This window comes from Miniphocaeibacter sp., from assembly GCF_049276255.1.
In the GTDB taxonomy this organism is placed as follows: Bacteria; Bacillota; Clostridia; order Tissierellales; family Peptoniphilaceae; genus Miniphocaeibacter.
The window spans coordinates 1-19,829 of the sequence record NZ_JBASWB010000029.1 but is presented as its reverse complement, the minus strand read 5'-3'; the positions used below and the strand labels follow the sequence as shown (position 1 = coordinate 19,829).

Annotated in this window: 21 protein-coding genes and 1 rRNA gene; all 22 read left to right on the top strand. The window is 29.7% G+C overall.

The features are described from left to right. Positions 1–95, top strand: a 5S ribosomal RNA gene (gene rrf, locus WAO56_RS03105); the annotation flags it as partial. Positions 96–395: 300 nt separating this feature from the next. Then, complete coding sequence (locus WAO56_RS03100) at positions 396–767, top strand: GrdX family protein (protein ID WP_422143988.1); 372 nt, start codon at positions 396–398, stop codon at positions 765–767. Between the two features lie 17 nt (positions 768–784). Beyond that, positions 785–2,074: a glycine/sarcosine/betaine reductase component B subunit gene (locus WAO56_RS03095; protein WP_422143987.1), complete on the top strand. Its 1,290-nt coding sequence runs from the start codon at positions 785–787 to the stop codon at positions 2,072–2,074. 12 nt (positions 2,075–2,086) lie between these two features. Beyond that, positions 2,087–3,379: a glycine/betaine/sarcosine/D-proline family reductase selenoprotein B gene (locus WAO56_RS03090; RefSeq protein ID WP_422143986.1), complete on the top strand. Its 1,293-nt coding sequence runs from the start codon at positions 2,087–2,089 to the stop codon at positions 3,377–3,379. A 52-nt stretch (positions 3,380–3,431) separates the two neighbouring features. Continuing rightward, positions 3,432–4,550: a hypothetical protein gene (locus tag WAO56_RS03085; RefSeq protein WP_422143985.1), complete on the top strand. Its 1,119-nt coding sequence runs from the start codon at positions 3,432–3,434 to the stop codon at positions 4,548–4,550. Between the two features lie 61 nt (positions 4,551–4,611). After that, the gene (locus WAO56_RS03080; protein WP_422143984.1) at positions 4,612–5,301 is read left to right on the top strand and encodes a Crp/Fnr family transcriptional regulator; all 690 of its coding nucleotides are present in this window, start codon (positions 4,612–4,614) and stop codon (positions 5,299–5,301) included. Between the two features lie 621 nt (positions 5,302–5,922). Continuing rightward, complete coding sequence (locus WAO56_RS03075; RefSeq protein ID WP_422146249.1) at positions 5,923–6,972, top strand: inorganic phosphate transporter; 1,050 nt, start codon at positions 5,923–5,925, stop codon at positions 6,970–6,972. A 9-nt stretch (positions 6,973–6,981) separates the two neighbouring features. Further along, entirely contained in the window at positions 6,982–7,596 is a 615-nt protein-coding gene (locus WAO56_RS03070) for a DUF47 domain-containing protein (RefSeq protein WP_422143982.1), read from the top strand. Between the two features lie 14 nt (positions 7,597–7,610). Continuing rightward, positions 7,611–8,258, top strand: coding sequence for a fructose-6-phosphate aldolase (gene fsa / locus WAO56_RS03065; RefSeq protein WP_422143981.1), 648 nt, complete (start codon positions 7,611–7,613; stop codon positions 8,256–8,258). A gap of 43 nt (positions 8,259–8,301) precedes the next feature. Further along, a complete protein-coding gene (gene glpX, locus WAO56_RS03060) occupies positions 8,302–9,291 on the top strand; it encodes a class II fructose-bisphosphatase (protein WP_422143980.1) in 990 nt (329 codons plus the stop codon). A gap of 3 nt (positions 9,292–9,294) precedes the next feature. Beyond that, on the top strand, positions 9,295–10,632 hold the full coding sequence (gene rho / locus WAO56_RS03055) for a transcription termination factor Rho (protein ID WP_422143979.1): 1,338 nt from the start codon (positions 9,295–9,297) through the stop codon (positions 10,630–10,632). Positions 10,633–10,705: 73 nt separating this feature from the next. Then, positions 10,706–10,909, top strand: coding sequence for a 50S ribosomal protein L31 (gene rpmE / locus WAO56_RS03050; protein WP_422143990.1), 204 nt, complete (start codon positions 10,706–10,708; stop codon positions 10,907–10,909). Positions 10,910–10,964: 55 nt separating this feature from the next. After that, a complete protein-coding gene (locus tag WAO56_RS03045) occupies positions 10,965–11,888 on the top strand; it encodes a DUF1385 domain-containing protein (RefSeq protein WP_422143978.1) in 924 nt (307 codons plus the stop codon). Further along, positions 11,882–12,682, top strand: coding sequence for a peptide chain release factor N(5)-glutamine methyltransferase (prmC, locus tag WAO56_RS03040; RefSeq protein ID WP_422143977.1), 801 nt, complete (start codon positions 11,882–11,884; stop codon positions 12,680–12,682). The genes WAO56_RS03045 and prmC overlap by 7 nt, the downstream gene beginning before the upstream one ends. A 1-nt stretch (position 12,683) precedes the next feature. Next, positions 12,684–13,202 carry a chromate transporter gene (locus WAO56_RS03035; protein WP_422143976.1) on the top strand — a complete coding sequence of 173 codons (519 nt, stop codon included), beginning with the start codon at positions 12,684–12,686 and terminating at the stop codon, positions 13,200–13,202. Positions 13,203–13,212: 10 nt separating this feature from the next. Beyond that, the gene (locus tag WAO56_RS03030) at positions 13,213–13,761 is read left to right on the top strand and encodes a chromate transporter (RefSeq protein ID WP_422143975.1); all 549 of its coding nucleotides are present in this window, start codon (positions 13,213–13,215) and stop codon (positions 13,759–13,761) included. A gap of 1 nt (position 13,762) precedes the next feature. Then, a complete protein-coding gene (gene prfA, locus WAO56_RS03025; protein WP_422143974.1) occupies positions 13,763–14,830 on the top strand; it encodes a peptide chain release factor 1 in 1,068 nt (355 codons plus the stop codon). A 71-nt stretch (positions 14,831–14,901) separates the two neighbouring features. After that, the gene (locus WAO56_RS03020) at positions 14,902–16,155 is read left to right on the top strand and encodes a bifunctional folylpolyglutamate synthase/dihydrofolate synthase (RefSeq protein WP_422143973.1); all 1,254 of its coding nucleotides are present in this window, start codon (positions 14,902–14,904) and stop codon (positions 16,153–16,155) included. 10 nt (positions 16,156–16,165) lie between these two features. Continuing rightward, complete coding sequence (gene murB, locus WAO56_RS03015) at positions 16,166–17,074, top strand: UDP-N-acetylmuramate dehydrogenase (RefSeq protein WP_422143972.1); 909 nt, start codon at positions 16,166–16,168, stop codon at positions 17,072–17,074. Then, positions 17,061–17,825, top strand: a complete 765-nt coding sequence (locus tag WAO56_RS03010) for a PHP domain-containing protein (RefSeq protein WP_422143971.1) — start codon at positions 17,061–17,063, stop codon at positions 17,823–17,825. Before murB ends, WAO56_RS03010 begins: the two co-directional genes overlap by 14 nt. Positions 17,826–17,845: 20 nt before the next feature. Then, on the top strand, positions 17,846–18,706 hold the full coding sequence (gene rapZ, locus WAO56_RS03005; protein WP_422143970.1) for an RNase adapter RapZ: 861 nt from the start codon (positions 17,846–17,848) through the stop codon (positions 18,704–18,706). Then, complete coding sequence (locus WAO56_RS03000) at positions 18,675–19,682, top strand: gluconeogenesis factor YvcK family protein (protein ID WP_422146248.1); 1,008 nt, start codon at positions 18,675–18,677, stop codon at positions 19,680–19,682. Before rapZ ends, WAO56_RS03000 begins: the two co-directional genes overlap by 32 nt. Positions 19,683–19,829: the final 147 nt, after the last annotated feature.

Sequence of the window (19,829 nt, the reverse complement as noted above, 5' to 3'; positions counted from 1 at the left end):
ATACACCTGTACCCATCTCGAACACAGAAGTTAAGCCTTTTAGCGCCGATGGTACTATGATGGAGACGTCATGGGAGAGTAGGTATTTGCCCAACAATATTCCCTGTACGATTTAATCGTATGGGGAATTTTTTTGTTTGAATTTATCCCTAGTAAAAGTTAATAATTCATATTTTTTATTTTAAAGGTTTTTTAATAATATTAATATATTTTATTATTGTTGGAATACTAACTTGTTTTATCGGCAGTGGGGAATTAGACTATAGTTAAATACAGTATTTGAGTCGTTTTTATTAGTAACAAACGTTTGTTATATTTAAGGTCATAATTTATTCGGAAATGTTAAATATTAAACAATGCATGATCTAAATAAATGCATAATAGGTAGGTGGATTATGGAATACATTATAGTTTCCAATAATGAAAAGGTTTTAGCAGATTTTGAAGATGTAATACCTGTCAGTGATAATTGTTTGGTGTTACTACATAAGATTAGAGATTTAGTTCATAAAGGACACAAACTTATTTCCTACCCTTTAGGAGCTAGTTTAAAGATGTTACATTCTCCGATAAAATCAGTTTTAATATCAAAACAATGTGAAGAAATCCATTTAGCTTCTATAGAAATTATTGAAAACAGTTTGTTAAAATATGAAATATCCTTAGGTAAAAGAGAATTTGATTATAGGAATGTAGAGGATTATATCTTATTGGATTATGAACTACTATCATCTGCAATTAAAGAATATGATAGATTGTCACTATAATGGAAAGGATGATTTAGTTGAGACTTGAATTAAGAAAAATTAAAATTAGCGATATTGAATTTGGCAATAGAACAAGAGTTGAGAAAGATAAATTATTTATTGATAAAGAGGGTTTTATCAATGAGCTAAGAACTATTACAAATGTTAAAGATATAAAGGTAGATTTGGCTAAGCCGGGAGAAAAAATTAGGATTATTCCTGTAAAAGATGTAATTGAACCAAGATATAAAGTTAAAGGAGCAAAGGGATTTGCAGGTGTTACTTCTGAATTGGCACAACTAGGAGACGGAATCGTAAATATTTTGGATGGAACAGCTATTGTAACTATAGGTGATATAGTAGGTTTTCAAGAAGGTATTATTGATATGTGGGGAGAAGGAGCAAAATGGACACCATTTTCTAATACTCTAAACATAGTTGTTGATATTTCAGTTGTAGATGGGTTAACGCCTCATGAGCATGAGGAAGTATGTCGAATAGTAGGGCTAAAGGCATCTGAATACATTGGTTATGCAGCTAAGGACATAGATGAATTTCACGATATTGAAATATACGAAATGGAAGATAATGCAAAAGAAACAGTAAAATTTCCTGAATTACCTAAAGTTGTATATGTGGAAATGCTAATTACACAAGGTTTACTTCACGATAGCTACATATATGGAGTAAATGCAGCGCAAATTTTACCGACTTTACTTACTCCTAATGAAGAGCTAGATGGTGCTGTTATTAGCGGAAATTGTGTAGCTGCTTGTGATAAAATAACTACTTATCAGCATCAGAACAACAATATTATACGGGAGCTATACAAATTACATGGAAAAGAGATTAATTTTTTAGGTGTTGTTATGACTCCTGAAATGACAACTTTAAATGGTAAATTGGTTTCCTGTGATTATACTGCAAAACTCTGTAAGATGTTAGGAGCAGAGGGTGTTATTGTATCTGAGGAAGGATATGGAAATCCTGATTCTGACTTAGTTATGATCTGTTCTAGATTGGAAAAAATGGGAATTAAAACAGTTTTAATAACCGATGAATGTTCAGGATGGGATGGTATGAGTCAACCTCTTACAGATACTGCTAAAGAAGCTGTAGCTGTAATTTCAACAGGTAATGTTTCCCATGTTATAGAATTAGACAAGGCTGATCTAATTTTAGGTAATCCGGAAGCTATTGCAAACTTGGCAGGCGGATGGGCTGGAGCCTATAATCCAGAAGATGGAACTATGAAGTGTGAATTAAATGCGGTAATAGGTGCAACTTCTGAAATAGGATACCATAATGCAACTGTTGAATTATATTAATAGGAGGAAGAAATGAGTAAAAAAAGAGTATTGTATTATTTAAATCAATTCTTTGGACAAATCGGTGGAGAAGAAAAGGCAAATATCTCTCCTGAGTTTCATGAAAAAGAAATAGGGCCAGCCTTTGCATTTGCAGAATTAGTAGGTGAAATAGATTTAATAGGTACTATAGTATGTGGGGATAATTTTTTTAATGAAAATAAAGAGAAGGCTATTGAATTTTTAACTTCAATTAATGAAAGATTAAAACCTGATCTAGTAGTAGCCGGTCCGGCTTTCAATGCTGGTAGATATGGAATGGCCTGTGCAGGAGTGGCTGAATTATTCAATGAAATAGGTATACCAGTAGTAACAGGTATGTTTGAAGAAAATCCGGGTTTGGAGAAATGTCGTTCTATAGCTTATGTAGTTAAAACCGGAAATTCTGCTGCTGATATGAAGAAAGCCTTACCGATAATGGCTAATATAGTAAAGAAAATTGTAAATAATGAGAATTTAAAACCTACTAGAGATGGATATTTTACACAGGGAAAACGTATTACCGTATTGGTGGATAAAATTGGCTCAGAAAGAGCAATTGAAATGCTTATGAAACGTTTAAGAAATGAAAGTTTTGAGACAGAACTGCCTATGCCTGAATTTGATAAAGTAGAACCTGCTAAAGCTATATTAAATTTAAAAAATGCTACTATTGCCATGGTTACATCAGGTGGTATAGTACCGTTGGGAAATCCAGATAGAATACAATCAGCTTCTGCTCAAAAATGGGGAAAATATAATATTGATGGCAAAGATGAAGTGAAGGGTGAATATTGTACAATCCATGGTGGCTATGATCCTGTTTATGCAAATGAAAATCCGGATAGGGTAGTACCATTGGATATAATGCGTGAATTTGAAAAAAATGGTGAAATAGGAAAGGTTTATGAATATTTCTATACAACTACAGGAACCGGAACATCAGTTGGAAATGCTATTAAATTTGGAAAAGAAATAGGTGCTGAATTGAAAGAAGCCGGAGTTGATGGAGTTATATTGACTTCTACTTGAGGTACATGTACTCGTTGTGGTGCAACGATGGTAAAGGAAATTGAAAGATTTGGAATTCCTATAGTACATATGGCTACAATAACTACAATTTCCGAATCAGTTGGGGCAAATAGAATAGTACCTACAATAGCTATCCCATATCCTATTGGTAATCCGGAATTAGGAGACAAGGAGAATGGAATTAGAAGAACATTGGTTAAGAGAGCATTAGAGGCTTTAGCTACAGAAGTATCAGATGTAACTGTGTTTAAATAATGACTTTGAGTGATGTTTCGGCATCACTCATTTAACTATTGGGAGGTACTCTATGGATAAAAATGAAAAAATCATCATTGAAAAAAGAGAAAATAAAGTAAGTCTATATAAGGTTGTAAACTATGCTGGGGCTTTTATTGCTCTATTAATTGGATCCGGTTTTGCTACAGGACAAGAAATAATGCAATATTTTGCAGCATGGGGATATAAAGGAATACTAGGAGTAATAGTATGCTTTATTCTACTGGCATATGTTGGTGTAAGTTTTATTTCAGCGGGATATAATAATAAGTTTGATACCCCGAATGATATCTATAGATACTATTGTGGTAAATATATAGGAACATTTTATGATTATTTTTCAATTTTCTTTATATTCCTATCCTTTACAGTAATGATAGCCGGAACCGGCGCAACTGTTCAACAACATTATTCCATTTCCCCTTATATAGGTGGGATGATTATGGCTATTGTAGCTATTGCAACGGTTATTTTTGGGCTCCAAAAGATTGTCGATGTAATTGGAAATATTGGACCGATTATAGTTGTAATATCAATAGTAGTGGGAATAATTGGGATTTTGCTAAATCCAAGTGGAGGACAAAAAGGAGTAGAAATTGCAAAAGATTTAGTTGAAAATGAACAGATTAAAGTTGCTTCTAGTAATTGGCTTTTAGCAGCTGGATCTTATGTAGGTTTTTGTATGTTGTGGTTGGCTGCATTTCTTGGAGGAATCGGTGCAAATGCAAATAATGAGAAAGAGGGTAGATTAGGTGCTTTTTCAGGAGCAGCTGGTTTTTCTTTAGCTGTACTATTAATGTCATTAGGCTTGCTTTTCAATATGGCAGATGTTGGAGGAAGTCAAATACCGAATTTGATTTTAGCTAGCAAGATTCATCCGGCGTTAGGGAATGTATTTTCTGTTATAATATTACTGGGAATATATACTACTTCAGTTCCATTATTATGGTCTGTAATAGCACGATTTGCAAAAGAAAAAACATCTAAATTTAAATTGTTAACTGTTATAGTAGGAGTAGTAGGAGCAGTTATAGGATTGGTTATTAAATTTGATGAATTGGTAAATGTAGTATATGTTTTAAATGGATATGTTGGATTGATACTACTATTTATTATGATAGGCCGATCAATACAATGGAAGAGAATATAGTAAAGATATTACTATAATGAATTTAATTTGATTCATATATTTTTAATCGGAGGTGTTTTTTTTGGATGATAGATTTTGGAATAGATTGATATTTAAAAATATCTCAAAGGATTCCAGAGAGGCAATTCTAAAAATAAATAGCCGAGAATGCGTATATGCTGCTAATGAACTTATAATAGAAGAAGGAGAAGAAATTAAAGATATATGTGTTATTCTTGAGGGAGTATTAAAATCTACAGAGTATACTTCAGATGGAAAAGAATTGAATTCATCATATTTTTATGTTGGTAAAAAAATAAATTCATCATATCCTTTTGCAGGAGATGCCTTTCCTTTCTATTTGATTTATGGTGGAATTAAGAGATATTTTTTTAATACATATAGTGTGAAAAAATCAAGGGTAATATGGTTACCGGTGAAAGAATTACTTCCAATAATTGAAAGAGATTCAATATTTTTGAAGAATGTTTTACAATTTGTTGCAGAATATGCATGTTATAGTAAGATTATTTTAAGAGGAGTACAGTATAGAAAAATAGAGGATAGATTGGCATATTGGATGTTAAATTTAAATGATCCTGATAAAGATATTCCCATTCCATATTCACAAGAGGTATTAGCCGATATACTACATGTTAGTAGAAGTAGTTTAAACCAAGAGCTTAAAAGATTAAAAAATGAAAAAATAATTTCATATAATGGAAAGAGCATAAAAATACTGAATAAGAATTATTTTAAGGAAAGGTTGTAGGGGAGAAAATTTCTCCCCTTTTTATTTAATGATATCTTTAATCTTGAAATTTAACTATTTGTTAAGTGATGTTAAGAAAGAAGGGCTATCATATTTATAGTTTGGTATAAGAAGTTTAGACTGTTATTTAAGATATTTAAATGTAAACTTATGAAAAATAAAGCAATTTAGTAGATTATGAATATTAAATACCTATATTTAAAGCAGTAAATAACTTATTTTATAAATTTTTACTAATTGACATAATTATTTAAAGACAGAGTAAATAGATTGTCTATTATTTCCAATTCTAAGAAAATAGTTCCAGTAGATTTATTTGTTTTAATACTATTGAGTATAAAATTTAAATAAATAGCATTTCAAGTATATTCATATTGTTAAAAATCAATTATTACTATAACTTATTTATACTTTATATGATAAAATACATTAATATAAGTAATAAATTAAGCTAATCCAAAAAAAATAGTTCTTATCTATTATTTTAACAAATTCCTTAAAAAAACATGTAAATATCATTATAAATTATTATAAAAAATAGGTTTAAAATTGTTTACATAAAGATTTATTTAAGTTAAAATCAATGGGTAAGTAAATTTAAATAGGTAATAAGGGGTAATTATGACAATTTCATTTTCAGAATTTATAAGTCAAATCTTTTCTAATTTTCCATTATTAATTACTGTTATTCTTACTTTAGCAGTTATTTTTGTTAATGGGTGGACAGATGCACCTAATGCTATTGCAACAACGGTTTCTACTAGAGCAATGAAGGCAAAACCTGCTATATTAATGGCAGCTGTTTTTAATTTCTTAGGTGTATTAATTATGACTATGATAAATGCAAATGTAGCTGAAACTATATATAACATGGTAGATTTTAGCGGAAATTCGCATGAAGCCTTAGTTGCACTGTGTGCTGCCTTATTTGCAATTGTAATATGGGCAACAGCAGCCTGGTATTTTGGGATACCAACTAGTGAATCTCATGCTCTTATAGCTGGTTTATCAGGAGCGGCAATTGCACTTCACAATAGCTTAAGTGGTATTAATGGAAAAGAATGGATGAAAGTAATTTATGGTTTATTTTTATCAACAGTATTGGGATTTGTTTTTGGATATGTTTTAGTAACTATTGTAAAACTATTATTTAGGAAAATTGATAGAAGAAAAACTCAAAACTTTTTCCAGGGAAGTCAAATTGCAGGTGGAGCTGCTATGGCATTTATGCATGGTGCTCAAGATGGTCAAAAGTTTATGGGAGTATTTATGTTAGGTATGTTTTTGGCTAAAGGCTCCAGTCAAACTGAGTTTGTTATACCTGTATGGCTAATGATTTTATGTTCAGCAGTTATGGGGATAGGTACTTCAATAGGTGGATACAAAATTATTAAGTCCGTTGGTATGGATATGGTAAAATTAGAAAAATACGAAGGTTTTTCAGCAGATATTGGCGCTGCCTTATGTTTGTTAGTGTCTTCGCTTGGAGGTATACCTGTTAGTACTACTCATGTAAAAACTACTGCTATAATGGGAGTAGGTGCTTCTAAAAGGTTATCGAATGTTAATTGGTCAGTTGTAAAAGAAATGGTATTAACTTGGGTGTTAACTTTTCCAGGATGTGGTATTATTGGTTTTATAATGGCTAAAATATTTATGATTTTATTTTAAGGAGTTAATATGTCAGTTTATAATTATTATGATGGATTTGTTAGAATGTCAAAGAAAGCACAGGAATGTGCCTACTATTTAAATAATGAATTTAAAAATTTTGATAAATCTATACTAGAATCTAAAATTAAAGAGATTCATGCTATAGAACATGAAAGTGATGAAATAAAACATGAAATTATGGAAAATTTAGTTAAAGAATTCTTGCCACCAATTGAACGGGAAGATATTATGAATATAACACATTTTCTAGATAATGTTACAGATAATTTAGAAGAAGTACTTATTAATTTATATATTTTAAATATTGACAGTATTACAGATAGAGCTATTGAATTAAGCGAATTAATTATAGAATGTGTAGAAACGATGTATAAATGTATAGAGGAACTACATAATTTTAAAAAATCAAAAACTCTACTATCTCTTATTATTTCAGTAAATACTATTGAAGAAGAAGGGGATACTTTATATTTAAAAACAATGAATGAGCTATATAGAAAGAATAGTGATCCAATATATATTATGACCTGGTCGAAAATTTACGATTTATTGGAAAAATGTTTAGATTCTTGTGAAGCTGTAGCTGATGAACTTGAAGTAATTATATTGAAAAATAGTTAAATATAGGAGGAAAAATGAAGTTTTTTATTGATACTGCAAATGTTGAAGAAATAAGAGAAGTTGCTTCTTGGGGAATTGTTGATGGTGTAACAACAAATCCATCTTTAATTGCTAAGGAAGGAAGAGTTTTTAAGGATGTTATTAAGGAAATAACTGAAATAGTAGATGGACCTATTTCAGCAGAAGTTGTAAGTTTAGAGTCTGAGGGGATGGTTAAAGAGGCTTTGGACTTAGTAACTATTCACAAGAACATAGTTATAAAATTACCTATGACTAAGGAAGGTCTAAAGGCTTGTAAAGAACTTACAGATAAGGGGATAAAAACCAACGTTACTTTGATTTTTTCTGCTTCACAAGCATTAATGGCTGCTAAGGCAGGAGCTACTTATGTAAGCCCATTTTTAGGACGTTTAGATGACATTAGTTCAGATGGTTTAATATTAATAGAGGATATAGCAGAAATATTTTCTAATTATAATATTAAAACTGAAATAATTTGTGCATCTGTTAGACATCCTATTCATTTAATAAACTGTGCTAAAGTAGGTGCAGATATTGCAACAGTACCTTATAAGGTATTTGAACAAATGTTGAAACACCCATTAACAGATATAGGTATAGAAAAATTCTTAAGTGATTGGGAATCAGTGAAAAATTTATAATATTAGAGGGCAAAGCCCTCTTTTTTCGTGAATTGGAGGAAATATGGATATAAATTTACCTTTAAACCTTGTTAGAGTAACAGAAGCAGCAGCTATTAAATCTTTTTACTATATGGGAAAAGGAGAAGCTGATTTAGCAGATCAGGCAGCAGTAGATGCTATGCATTTAGTTTTTAATGATTTAGATATGGAAGGTACAGTAGTAATAGGTGAAGGGGAAATAGATAATGCTCCTATGTTATATATAGGTGAAAAATTAGGTGCTGGTAGAGAAGGGTCAGAAAAATTAGATATAGCTGTTGATCCTGTTGAAGGAACTTCCTTAGTTGCAAATGGTCAAAATAATGCCATATCTGTTATTGCAGCTGCTCCAGAAGGTTGCCTACTACATGCGCCGGATATGTATATGGAAAAAATTGCCTGTGGACCTGAAGGAAAAGATATAGTACATTTAGATTTATCAATAGAGGAAAATATTAAACGATTAGCTAAAGCTAAAAACAAAGATGTTTCAGAGATAATAATTTCTGTTCAAAATAGGCCGAGACATGAAGAATTAATTAGAAGAATTCGTGAATTTGGATCAAGAATTAGAATTTTTGAAGAAGGTGATGTAAATACAAGTATAGCAACTTGTTTTAAATCATCAGGGGTAGATCTTTTTGTAGGAATAGGTGGAGCACCAGAAGGAGTTATTTCAGCAGCTGCAATTAAATCCTTAGGGGGAGTTCTTCAAGGAAGACTTAAACCTAGAAATGAAGAAGAAATAGAAAGATGTCATAAGATGAATATAAAAGATGTTAATAAGGTTTTAGAACTAGATGATTTAGTAAAGGGAGATGAAGCTTTATTTGCAGCAACAGGTATTACAGATGGAGATTTTTTAAATGGTGTAGTTCAATATCCTAACAATACTGTTAAGACATATTCAATTATGCTTAGAGCGCAAACAGGTACTATAAGATTTGTTGAAGCTTTACACAAATTAGATAATAAACCTCATCTTTCTACTAGAAATATGAAAAGGAGGTAAGATTTGGACGCAGAGTTACTTAAAGATAAAAAAATTGATGATTTAAAAGTAATAGCTAAAGCCTTGGGAGTCCCAGGTATTTCAAAATATAGAAAAAATGAATTAATTGAAGAAATTATAAAACAGGTAAAAATTAACGAAGAAAATAATTCAAAAGATGAAGAGGATTATACAGAAAATAATAGGAATAATACTGTAGAAAATGAAGAAGAAAAAGAAAATACGGGAAATACAAAAGAAATTTCAGGTATTTTAGATATTCTTCCCGATGGATATGGTTTTTTACGTTCAGATGGATACAATTCAGGTGAAGAGGATATTTACGTTCCTCCAGTACAGGTAAGGCGTTTTAGGTTAAAAACCGGTGACTATATTGTAGGGTTAACTAGGGAGAAAAAAGAAAAAGAAAAATTTTCTCCACTAATATATGTAAATTCAGTAAATTATGAAGGACCAGAAAATTTAAGAAGTAGAAGAAATTTTGAAGATTTAACTCCAATTTATCCTAATAAAAAATTAAAACTCGAAAACAATTCTAAAGATTTATCTACAAGAATAATTGACCTAGCATGTCCAATAGGTAAAGGACAAAGAGGTATGATAGTTGCACCTCCTAAGACTGGGAAAACAACATTATTAAAATCAATTGCAAATGCTATAGTCGAAAATAATCCAGAAGTATTTTTAATAGTTTTATTAATAGATGAAAGACCAGAGGAAGTTACAGATATGCAACGATCTGTAAAAGGTGAAGTCGTTGCTTCAACTTTTGATGAAATGCCTCAAAATCATACTAGAGTAGCTGAAATTGTACTTGAAAGGGCAAAACGTCTAGTTGAGCATGGAAGAGATGTTGTTATATTAATGGATAGTTTAACAAGGCTTTCTAGAGCCTATAATGTTACTAGCCCATATTCAGGAAAAACATTATCTGGAGGACTTGATCCCCTTGCTTTAAATCATCCTAAAAGATTTTTTGGTGCAGCAAGAAATATTGAAGAAGGTGGAAGTTTAACAATTCTAGCTACTGCTTTAATAGATACTGGATCTAGAATGGATGATGTTATTTTTGAAGAGTTTAAGGGTACAGGTAATATGGAAGTTCATTTAGATAGAGACCTATCGGATTTAAGAATATTTCCTGCAATTGATATATATAAATCAGGAACTAGAAAAGATGAGTTGCTACTAAATGAAAATGAATTAGAAACAATGAGAAAAATTAGAAGAGCATTATCTAATTCAACAAACCAACAAATTGCCGACAAAATTATGGAAATGTTAAAGAATACCAAGACAAATGAAGAATTTGTCAACAGCATTAATAAAGTTAAATTTTAGTGTTGATTAATGGGAATTACTATGGTATAATTGTAAGGCTGAATATATGAAAGTACATGAAAGAGGTGAAAGAATGAAGGACGGAATTCATCCAAAGTATCATGAAGCAACAGTAACTTGTGTTACTTGTGGAAATACATTTAAAACAGGATCAACTAAAGAAGAAATCAAAGTAGAGATTTGTTCAGAATGTCATCCATTCTATACAGGTCGTCAAAGATCTGCAGAACGTGGTGGTAGAGTAGAGAAATTTAAAGAGAAATATAATTTAAAATAGTTCAAAAGGGCTAGTACGCAAGTACTAGCTTTTTTAAAATAAATTAGGAGAAAAAATGGGTGTAAAGAAAAAAACCACAATAGGTGGCCAAGCATTATTTGAAGGTATTTTAATGAGAGGGCCAAATAAAACAAGTATGGTAGTAAGAAAACCTAATGGAGAATTAGAGATTAAAGAAGACACTACAAAAACAATTTCTAGTAAGAGTAAATTTTTTAGATTACCTTTTATTAGAGGAGTGGTTTCTTTATTGGATTCCCTTCATCTAGGAGTAAACGCAATAGTATATTCAACTTCTTTTTATGAAGATGAAGAAGAGGAGGAGCCAGGGTTTTTAGAAAAAAATTTTGGAGATAAGGCCGAATCTATTGGTACAGGAATTTCTATATTTATATCTTTAGCTTTATCTGTTTTAATTTTCTTTTTCATACCAACAATAGTAACGTCTTTTTTTAAAAAGTTTATTGAAAGTACAATATTATTAAATTTAATAGAGGGTTTTATTAGAATAATTATATTTTTAGCCTATATTTATCTTGTATCTAAAATGGAGGATATGAGAAGGATTTTCATGTATCATGGTGCAGAGCATAAGTCAATTCATTGTTATGAAAATGGTGATGAATTAACAGTAGAAAACGTTAGAAAATGTTCTAGACTCCATAGAAGATGTGGTACTAGCTTTATTTTTACAGTTATGATTGTTTCAATATTAGTATTGTCATTTTTTGGCTGGCCTAATCCATTTATTAGGTTGTTAACAAGGCTTTTAGCTTTACCGATTATTGCAGGTATATCATATGAAATAAACAGGTTATTAGGTAGATCCGATAGTGCCATAGCTGAAATACTATCAGCACCAGGACTTTTAATACAAAAACTTGGTACTGTAAAAGAACCGACAGATGATATGATTGAAGTTGCAATAGTAGCATTAGAAGAGGTAATTCCAGAAAACAAAGATGATGATATATGGTAATACAAGATGTATTAAACTTGTTTGGGAAAGTTGATGGGGAAATAATATTAAAACATTATTTTAATTTTAATAAAATCGATATTGTATTAAATAAAAATAAGGAACTTGAAGAAAATCAAGAAAATTTAATATATGAAATATATGAGAAATATAAAAAAAATTATCCCTTACAATATATTTTAGGGCAATGGAATTTTTATGGCAGGGATTTTTTTACAGAAAAAAATGTACTAATACCTAGGTTTGAAACTGAAATTTTAGTTGAAAAAATATTGGATTTAAATATTGCTTTTAAAAACATTTTAGAAATAGGAGTAGGAAGCGGAATAATTTCAATAACACTGGCTTTGGAAATAGAGGATTCTAAAATAATCGGAGTTGATATTTCACAAAATGCAATTGATTTAGCCAATAGAAATAAAGAGAAGTTCAATGTAAAAAACTGTGAATTTATTAAAAGTGACCTATTCTCCAATGTAAATAAGAATTTGAAATTTGATTTAATAGTATCTAATCCGCCTTATATAAATTTAGAAGATATGGGTAAATTAGAAGAAAAATTAAGTTACGAACCTGAAATTGCTCTATATGGTGGAGAAGATGGATTGGATTTTTATAGAGCTATTATAGAAGGAGCAAATGAATATTTAAGTAGTAATGGTGTAATAGCTTTTGAAATAGGATATAATCAAGGTGAATCAATAAAAGATATCCTAAAAGAACATAATTTTAAGGACATAAGTATTTACAAGGATTATAATGATTTTGACAGATGTATAATAGCTAGGAGATAAGATGCTTTTTTTAAAATTATTTTTTACCTTTTTCAAAATTGGTTTATTTAGTTTTGGAGGAGGCTATGCAATGATACCATTAATATTACAGGAGATTGTAAATACTAATGGTTGGATTGAAAAAATTGATTTAATAAATATGATTTCTATTTCACAGGTTACTCCTGGTCCTATTGCTATAAATATAGCAACATTTGTAGGCTATGTTATTTCAGGTGTAACAGGTTCAATCGTAGCTACGGTTTCTGTAATTTTACCATCTATAATATTAGTTACAATTATGTTTTTCTTTATTAAAAAATTCAAGGGTAATACCTATTTAGAATGGTTTTTAAAGGGAATAAGAGTTGTAGTAGTTGGTTTAATTGGTGCAGGCTTTCTTTCTATATTTTTAGAAGGAGTTAATAATGTTTTTTCTGTAATAGTATTTACAGTTAGTTTTTATTTAGTAGCTTTCAAAAAAGTTCATCCAATTCCAGTAATAGTTCTTGCAGGAATATTGGGAGCTGTGGTATCATAATGGAGGCAATATGCTTTATTTTCAAATGTTTAAGACGTTTTTTGTAATAGGTGCTTTTACCATTGGTGGTGGAGTTGCAATGATTCCTATTATAGAAAATGAAGTAGTAGAAAAAAAGGAATGGTTAACTTATGATGAGTTTATGGAAGCCTTAACTGTGGCCCAGGGACTACCAGGTGTTTTAGCAGTAAATATGAGTGTTTATATTGGTTTAAAAATAAAAGGATACAAAGGTGCTTTGCTATGTATGTTAGGAGCAGTGATTCCATCCTTTATAATGATTATTATTGTTGCTACTTTTTATGAAAAAATAATTGGTACAGACATTGTAGATAGAATTTTTAAGGGAGCATTACCAGCTGTTGCAGCTGTAATTGCAGCTTCAGTATATTCATTAGGAAAGAAATCAAATTTTAAATACTATCATTATATAGTAGCAATAGCAATTGCTATATTAGTAGAGTTGTTTAATATAAGTCCTATACTATTAATATTATCATTTGGAATAGGATATATAATATATAATAAATTCGTCCTAAACAGTAGGAAAGGTGATTAATATGTTTGAGAATTTATCGACAATTGAAAAGAATTTTTTAGATTTAGAAACTAAGATTTCAGATCCGGAAGTAATGAAGGATATGAATAATTGGCAAAAATTAGTAAAAGAGCATGCAGATTTAAAACCTATAGTAGATAAATACAAGGAATACAATCATGCAGTTAATATTTTAAAAGAAGATAAAGAAATGTTAAATGAAAAATTAGATGATGACATGAGAGAAATGCTTAAAGAAGAAATTTCTACTTTAGAGGAAGACATAGAAAAATTCGAAGGCGAATTAAAAATTCTATTACTACCTAAAGATCCTAATGATCATAAGAATGTTTTTTTAGAAATTAGAGCAGGAGCAGGTGGAGACGAAGCTGGTTTATTTGCTGGGGAATTACTTAGAATGTATCAAATGTTTGCAGATAAACAAGGCTGGTCAACAGAAATTATGGAAATTACAGACCAAGGTGTTGGTGGTATAAAAGAAGCCGTTGTAATGATTAAAGGTAATGGAGCATATTCAAAATTAAAATATGAATCTGGTGTTCATAGAGTTCAAAGGGTTCCTACAACAGAATCAAGTGGAAGAATTCATACTTCTGCAGCAACAGTAGCAGTTCTACCTGAAGCAGATGATGTAGATGTGCAAATAGAGTCTAAGGATATAAGAATAGATGTATTTAGGTCATCTGGAAATGGTGGACAATCTGTTAATACAACAGACTCTGCTGTAAGAATTACCCATATGCCAACAGGAATTGTAGTTTCATGTCAGGATGAAAAATCACAATTAAAAAATAAGGATAAGGCTATGAAAATTTTAAAATCTCGTCTTTATGACCAAATGATGGAAGAACAAAATAAGGACATAGCTGATGAAAGAAAGTCTCAAGTAGGTTCAGGAGACAGATCTGAAAGAATAAGAACTTATAATTTCCCACAAGGAAGAGTAACAGATCATAGAATAAATTTAACATTATATAGATTACAGGATTTCTTAGACGGAAATATAGAAGAAATGTTAGATTCATTAATAACATATGATCAAACGGAAAAACTTAAACTAGTAGGATAATAAACCACTTTCAATAGTGGTTTTTTTTATTGTATAATTATATCTATGATATAATTTTATTGGAGATAATAATGAGTAAAAACGAAAATCAGTTATTAAATGTTGCAAAGGATATTAAAACCTTTAATGGTAAGGAAAATGTGAAACCAATACTGGAGTTTTTTGGTAATCCTCAAGATAAATTAAAAGTTATTCACGTCGCAGGAACTAATGGTAAAGGTTCAGTATCTGCATTTATAAATAATATTTTAATAGAAAATAATTACAAGGTTGGTTTGTTTTCTTCACCGGCAATATTAAAACCTAATGATAGAATAAAGGTCAATAATGAAAATATAGGTGATGTTGATTTAATACTATATTATAATAAGATTACTGCTATAGCAGAAAAACTTAATATTAAATTACATGAATTTGATATAGCTACAATTATTGCTTACCTATATTTCTATAATAAAAAATGTGATTTAGCAATTATTGAAGTTGGCATAGGTGGAAGAATTGACTCTACCAATATTGTAAAGAAACCATTGATTTCTGTTATATGTAAAATAGGAATGGATCACTTAGATATACTAGGAGACAGTATTGAAGATATAGCTAGGGAAAAAGCTGGTATTATAAAAGAAAATTCCACTGTGGCAATATATGAACAAGAGAAAAATATTTTAAGTATTATAGAAAATATTGGGAAAGATTTAAAGAATAAAATTATTATTCCAGATTTTAACAAAGTAGAGAATTTAAATATAAAGTTAAACAATATATCATTTACTTATAAAAACTTAAAAATAGAAATACAAATGACAAATATTGTACAAGTATATAATGCTGTATTGGCATTGGAAGTAGTTTTATATTTAAGAAAAATAGGTTATTCTATTTCAGAAAATAATATATTAAGGGGTATTTTTAAAACAAAAGTTATGGGAAGATTTCAGATTTTAAATGAAAATCCAATAGTTATTCTAGATGGTGCACATAATGTTGAAAGTGTAAAAGCTCTAAATAAAACTATTAAAGAGGATTTTCCAAATGAAAAATTTGTTTTTATTACAAGCTTTTTTAAAGACAAAGAATATATGAAATTAGTAGAAATTATGGCACCTCTTGCCTATGCTTTTATTGCCTGTCAAACTGATGATAGTAGATCAATAGGTAGCTTAGAATTAACTAACTTTTTAGGAATGTTTAGCGATAAGGTCCATAATGGTAGAACAGTAAAAAATAGTTTAGATATAGCTTTAAATAATTATAGTGATAAAAAAATAATAATATATGGCTCCTTATCTTTAATAAAGGATTCCATAGATTATTTTAAATAACGGAGGAAAAATGATAGTAGATTATAAGGAAATTTTTTCACAAAATAATGTTGGGAAAATTTTATATAATGAACCAATGGCTAATCATACAACATTTAAAATTGGTGGTCCTTGTGATGTTATGATTTTGCCAAGTAATGAAGAAGAAATACTTAATGCTTTAAAAATAATTAAAAATAATAATTTAGAATATATGATTATAGGAAATGGTAGTAACCTTTTAGTAAGAGACAAGGGAATTAGAAAGGTTATTATAAAGTTAAATGATAATTATTCAAATATAGAAATTAAAGATAATTATGTAATTGCACAAGCAGGTGCCTTATTATCTAAAACTGCTAAGACTGCTATGAAAAAGGATTTAACAGGCATGGAATTTGCTTCAGGAATACCAGGAGGAATAGGCGGAGCTATTACAATGAATGCTGGAGCCTATGGTGGAGAAATGAAGGACATACTTGAAAAAGTTAAGGTTATTAACAAGGACTTAGAAATTAAAGAGTATAGTGTTTCTGAAATGAATATGAGATACAGGAATTCAAGAGTACAAGATGAGGGGTTAATTGTATTAGAAGCAACTTTTAAGCTTGAAAAGGGAAAACCAGAGGATATCAAGGCATTATATGATGATTTAACTTTTAAACGTACATCTAAGCAACCTCTTGAATATGCTTCAGCAGGCTCTACTTTTAAAAGGCCAGAAGGTCATTTTGCAGGAAAATTAATTGATGATTGTGGCCTAAGAGGATATAGATACAAAGATGCTCAAGTAAGTGAGAAACATTGTGGTTTCGTTATAAATAGAGGAAATGCCGACTTTGAACAAGTCTATTATGTTATTAGTCATGTTCAAGAAGTTGTTAAGGAAAAATTTGGTGTTAATTTAGAACCGGAGATTAGGATAATTGGAGAAGAATAAATATAAACTTATAGCAGATTATCATACCCATACTATCTATAGTAGAAATGGACATGGAAAGGGAACTATAAGGGAAAATGTAGAAGAGGCTATTAATAAAGGACTTGAGGAAATTTATATAACAGACCATGGTCCTGGTCATATTTTTTTCGGTCTTAAGAGAAAGAAACTACCGGAAATACGAAGAACAATAGATACTTTAAACGAAGAATATAGTGGTAAAATAAAAATATTTTTAGGCGTTGAAGCAAATGTAGTAGATTATAATGGTAAGTATGATATAGAAGAAGAGGATTTAAAATACTTTGACATAGTTAATTTAGGATATCATAGTGGAGTGTTTTTACGAAACTTTAAAAGTATTTTTATATACCATATTCTAAATAGATTAGGAAGATTTAGCAAGAAAATAGAAAGTTATTGTATAGAAAAAAATACTGATGCTATTGTAAAAATAATAGAAGAAAATAATATAAATATAATTACCCATCCTGGAGATAAGGTAAAGGTAGATATTAAAAGACTGGCTAAAGTATGTAAAGAAAATAATACTTTAATGGAAATTAATAACCATCATCCACATTTAAGTGTAGATGAAATTAAAGAGGCCATGCCAAGTGGAGTTGATTTTTCCTTAGGAAGTGATGCACATAGACCAGAAAAAGTAGGCCTTGTAGATAAGGCAATAAAAAGAGTTGAAGAATCGGGATTAGCTATAACTAGAATTAAAAATTTAAGGGAAGTTAAATAGAGGAAGTTTAGGAGTTAAATATGGAAATTGTAATAGTAACAGGAATGTCAGGTGCCGGTAAAACTTCAGCATTAGATATATTTGAAGATATGGGATATTATGCTATGGATAATTTACCGCCAGCATTAATAAAAGAGTTTGTTAAGCTAATTACAACAAGTAAAATGGATATTAACAAAATAGCCATAGTTGTTGATATAAGAACTAGAAATTTATATCAACAACTATATGATGAAGTAGAATATTTTAAAAATTCTGGTGAAAATATATCTGTATTATTTTTAGATTGTACAGATGAAACACTTATTAGAAGATATAAGGAACTAAGAAGGCCTCATCCATTAAGTAGTAAAGGTAATATAATTTCTGGAATAGAAAAAGAAAGAAAAATACTTAAAAAAATGAAAGAAAACTCCACCTATATTATAGACACAACATCTTTAAAGCTGGGAGAGTTAAAGAGTAGAATATCTACACTATATAATTTTGACGATATAGCAACAGATAAAATTCACATATCTATTGCATCATTTGGATTTAAACATGGAATAATCTTAGATGGAGATTTAGTGTTTGATGTTAGGTTTTTACCAAATCCATTTTATATAGAGGATTTAAAAATGAAAACCGGCTTAGACAAAGAAGTAAGGGATTATGTTTTTAGTTTTGGTGACACAAATACCTTTATAGATAAGATACTGGATATGTTGGAATTTTTACTTCCAAGGTATAAAAAAGAAGGAAAGAATAATTTAGTTATAGGAATTGGTTGTACAGGTGGTAAACATAGATCCGTTGCAATAGCTGAAGAATTGGATAAAAAACTTTCCGAAAAAGGAGAAATTACCTATGTATCACACAGAGACTCTAAATATTGGTAATAGAGATTTAAATATTGTAACAATTGGTGGTGGAACAGGAAATTCAACAATTTTAAAAGGTTTAAAAAAATATTCAACAAATATTACAACAATAGTAACCGTTGCAGATGACGGTGGTGGTTCTGGTATATTAAGAGAGGACTTGGGAATTTTACCACCAGGAGATATAAGAGCTTGTTTAATAGCATTGGCAAATACAGAGCCAGCTATGGAAACTCTAATGAACTATAGATTTAGAGAAGGACTTTTAAAAGGACAATCCTTTGGTAATTTATTTTTAGCAGCAATGATTGATATTTATGGAGATTTTGATGTTGCTGTAAAAGAAGCAGGAGATGTTCTAGCAATAACAGGTAAGGTTTTACCAATGACCTTAGAAGATGTTGTCCTATATGCAGAGCTAGAAGGTGGTATAACTCTAAAAGGTGAATCCAATATAACAGAAAAGAACAAGAAATTTAAAAAACGTATAAAAAGAGTATATATTGAGCCTGAGTCGCCAAAGCCTTTAGATGAAACAGTTGAGGATATTGAAAATGCTGACCTAATAATTATTGGTCCAGGAAGTTTATACACTTCCATTATTCCAAACTTATTAGTAAAAGATATAGCAAAAGCATTAAGGGATACTAAAGCAAAAATATACTATATTTGCAATATAATGACTCAAGAAGGGGAAACAGAAGGTTATGGTGTTACTGACCATGTAAAGGCTATTAATGAGCATTTAGAATATGATGTAATAGATAAAATTGTAGTAAATAGCGATATAATACCTGAAGAAATAGTTGAAAAATATCATACTAAACCAATTTATTTAACGGATTATGATAAAGAAAAATTGACTAAGTACGAAATTTTAACCTGGCCATGTTATTATTTATTTGGCGATTATATTAGACATGATGCAGATAGGATTAGTAAATATATAATAGATGATTTTAATAAAGATATAGTAAAAATTTACAATATGTAAACTCTAAAGATTAATTCTTATGGCTCTTTGTCAAATAGTGTTGATGAAGAAAATAATAATATTTGCGGTTCAAGCTAAGAAGCTTGAGCCGCTATTTCATTTTCAAAACCTTTAAACTTAAACTTATGAAAACATAACATAATCCTT

Excerpts from the sequence above, each read along its gene's own strand:
- WAO56_RS03030 (WP_422143975.1), top strand. The coding sequence starts at position 13,213 with ATGCTTTATTTTCAAATGTTTAAGACGTTTTTTGTAATAGGTGCTTTT.
- WAO56_RS03075 (WP_422146249.1), top strand. The coding sequence starts at position 5,923 with ATGACAATTTCATTTTCAGAATTTATAAGTCAAATCTTTTCTAATTTT.
- WAO56_RS03000 (WP_422146248.1), top strand. The coding sequence starts at position 18,675 with ATGTATCACACAGAGACTCTAAATATTGGTAATAGAGATTTAAATATT.
- WAO56_RS03020 (WP_422143973.1), top strand. The coding sequence starts at position 14,902 with ATGAGTAAAAACGAAAATCAGTTATTAAATGTTGCAAAGGATATTAAA.
- glpX (WP_422143980.1), top strand. The coding sequence starts at position 8,302 with ATGGATATAAATTTACCTTTAAACCTTGTTAGAGTAACAGAAGCAGCA.
- prfA (WP_422143974.1), top strand. The coding sequence starts at position 13,763 with ATGTTTGAGAATTTATCGACAATTGAAAAGAATTTTTTAGATTTAGAA.
- WAO56_RS03085 (WP_422143985.1), top strand. The coding sequence starts at position 3,432 with ATGGATAAAAATGAAAAAATCATCATTGAAAAAAGAGAAAATAAAGTA.
- WAO56_RS03070 (WP_422143982.1), top strand. The coding sequence starts at position 6,982 with ATGTCAGTTTATAATTATTATGATGGATTTGTTAGAATGTCAAAGAAA.
- rapZ (WP_422143970.1), top strand. The coding sequence starts at position 17,846 with ATGGAAATTGTAATAGTAACAGGAATGTCAGGTGCCGGTAAAACTTCA.
- WAO56_RS03045 (WP_422143978.1), top strand. The coding sequence starts at position 10,965 with ATGGGTGTAAAGAAAAAAACCACAATAGGTGGCCAAGCATTATTTGAA.
- rpmE (WP_422143990.1), top strand. The coding sequence starts at position 10,706 with ATGAAGGACGGAATTCATCCAAAGTATCATGAAGCAACAGTAACTTGT.
- prmC (WP_422143977.1), top strand. The coding sequence starts at position 11,882 with ATGGTAATACAAGATGTATTAAACTTGTTTGGGAAAGTTGATGGGGAA.
- fsa (WP_422143981.1), top strand. The coding sequence starts at position 7,611 with ATGAAGTTTTTTATTGATACTGCAAATGTTGAAGAAATAAGAGAAGTT.
- WAO56_RS03035 (WP_422143976.1), top strand. The coding sequence starts at position 12,684 with ATGCTTTTTTTAAAATTATTTTTTACCTTTTTCAAAATTGGTTTATTT.
- murB (WP_422143972.1), top strand. The coding sequence starts at position 16,166 with ATGATAGTAGATTATAAGGAAATTTTTTCACAAAATAATGTTGGGAAA.
- WAO56_RS03100 (WP_422143988.1), top strand. The coding sequence starts at position 396 with ATGGAATACATTATAGTTTCCAATAATGAAAAGGTTTTAGCAGATTTT.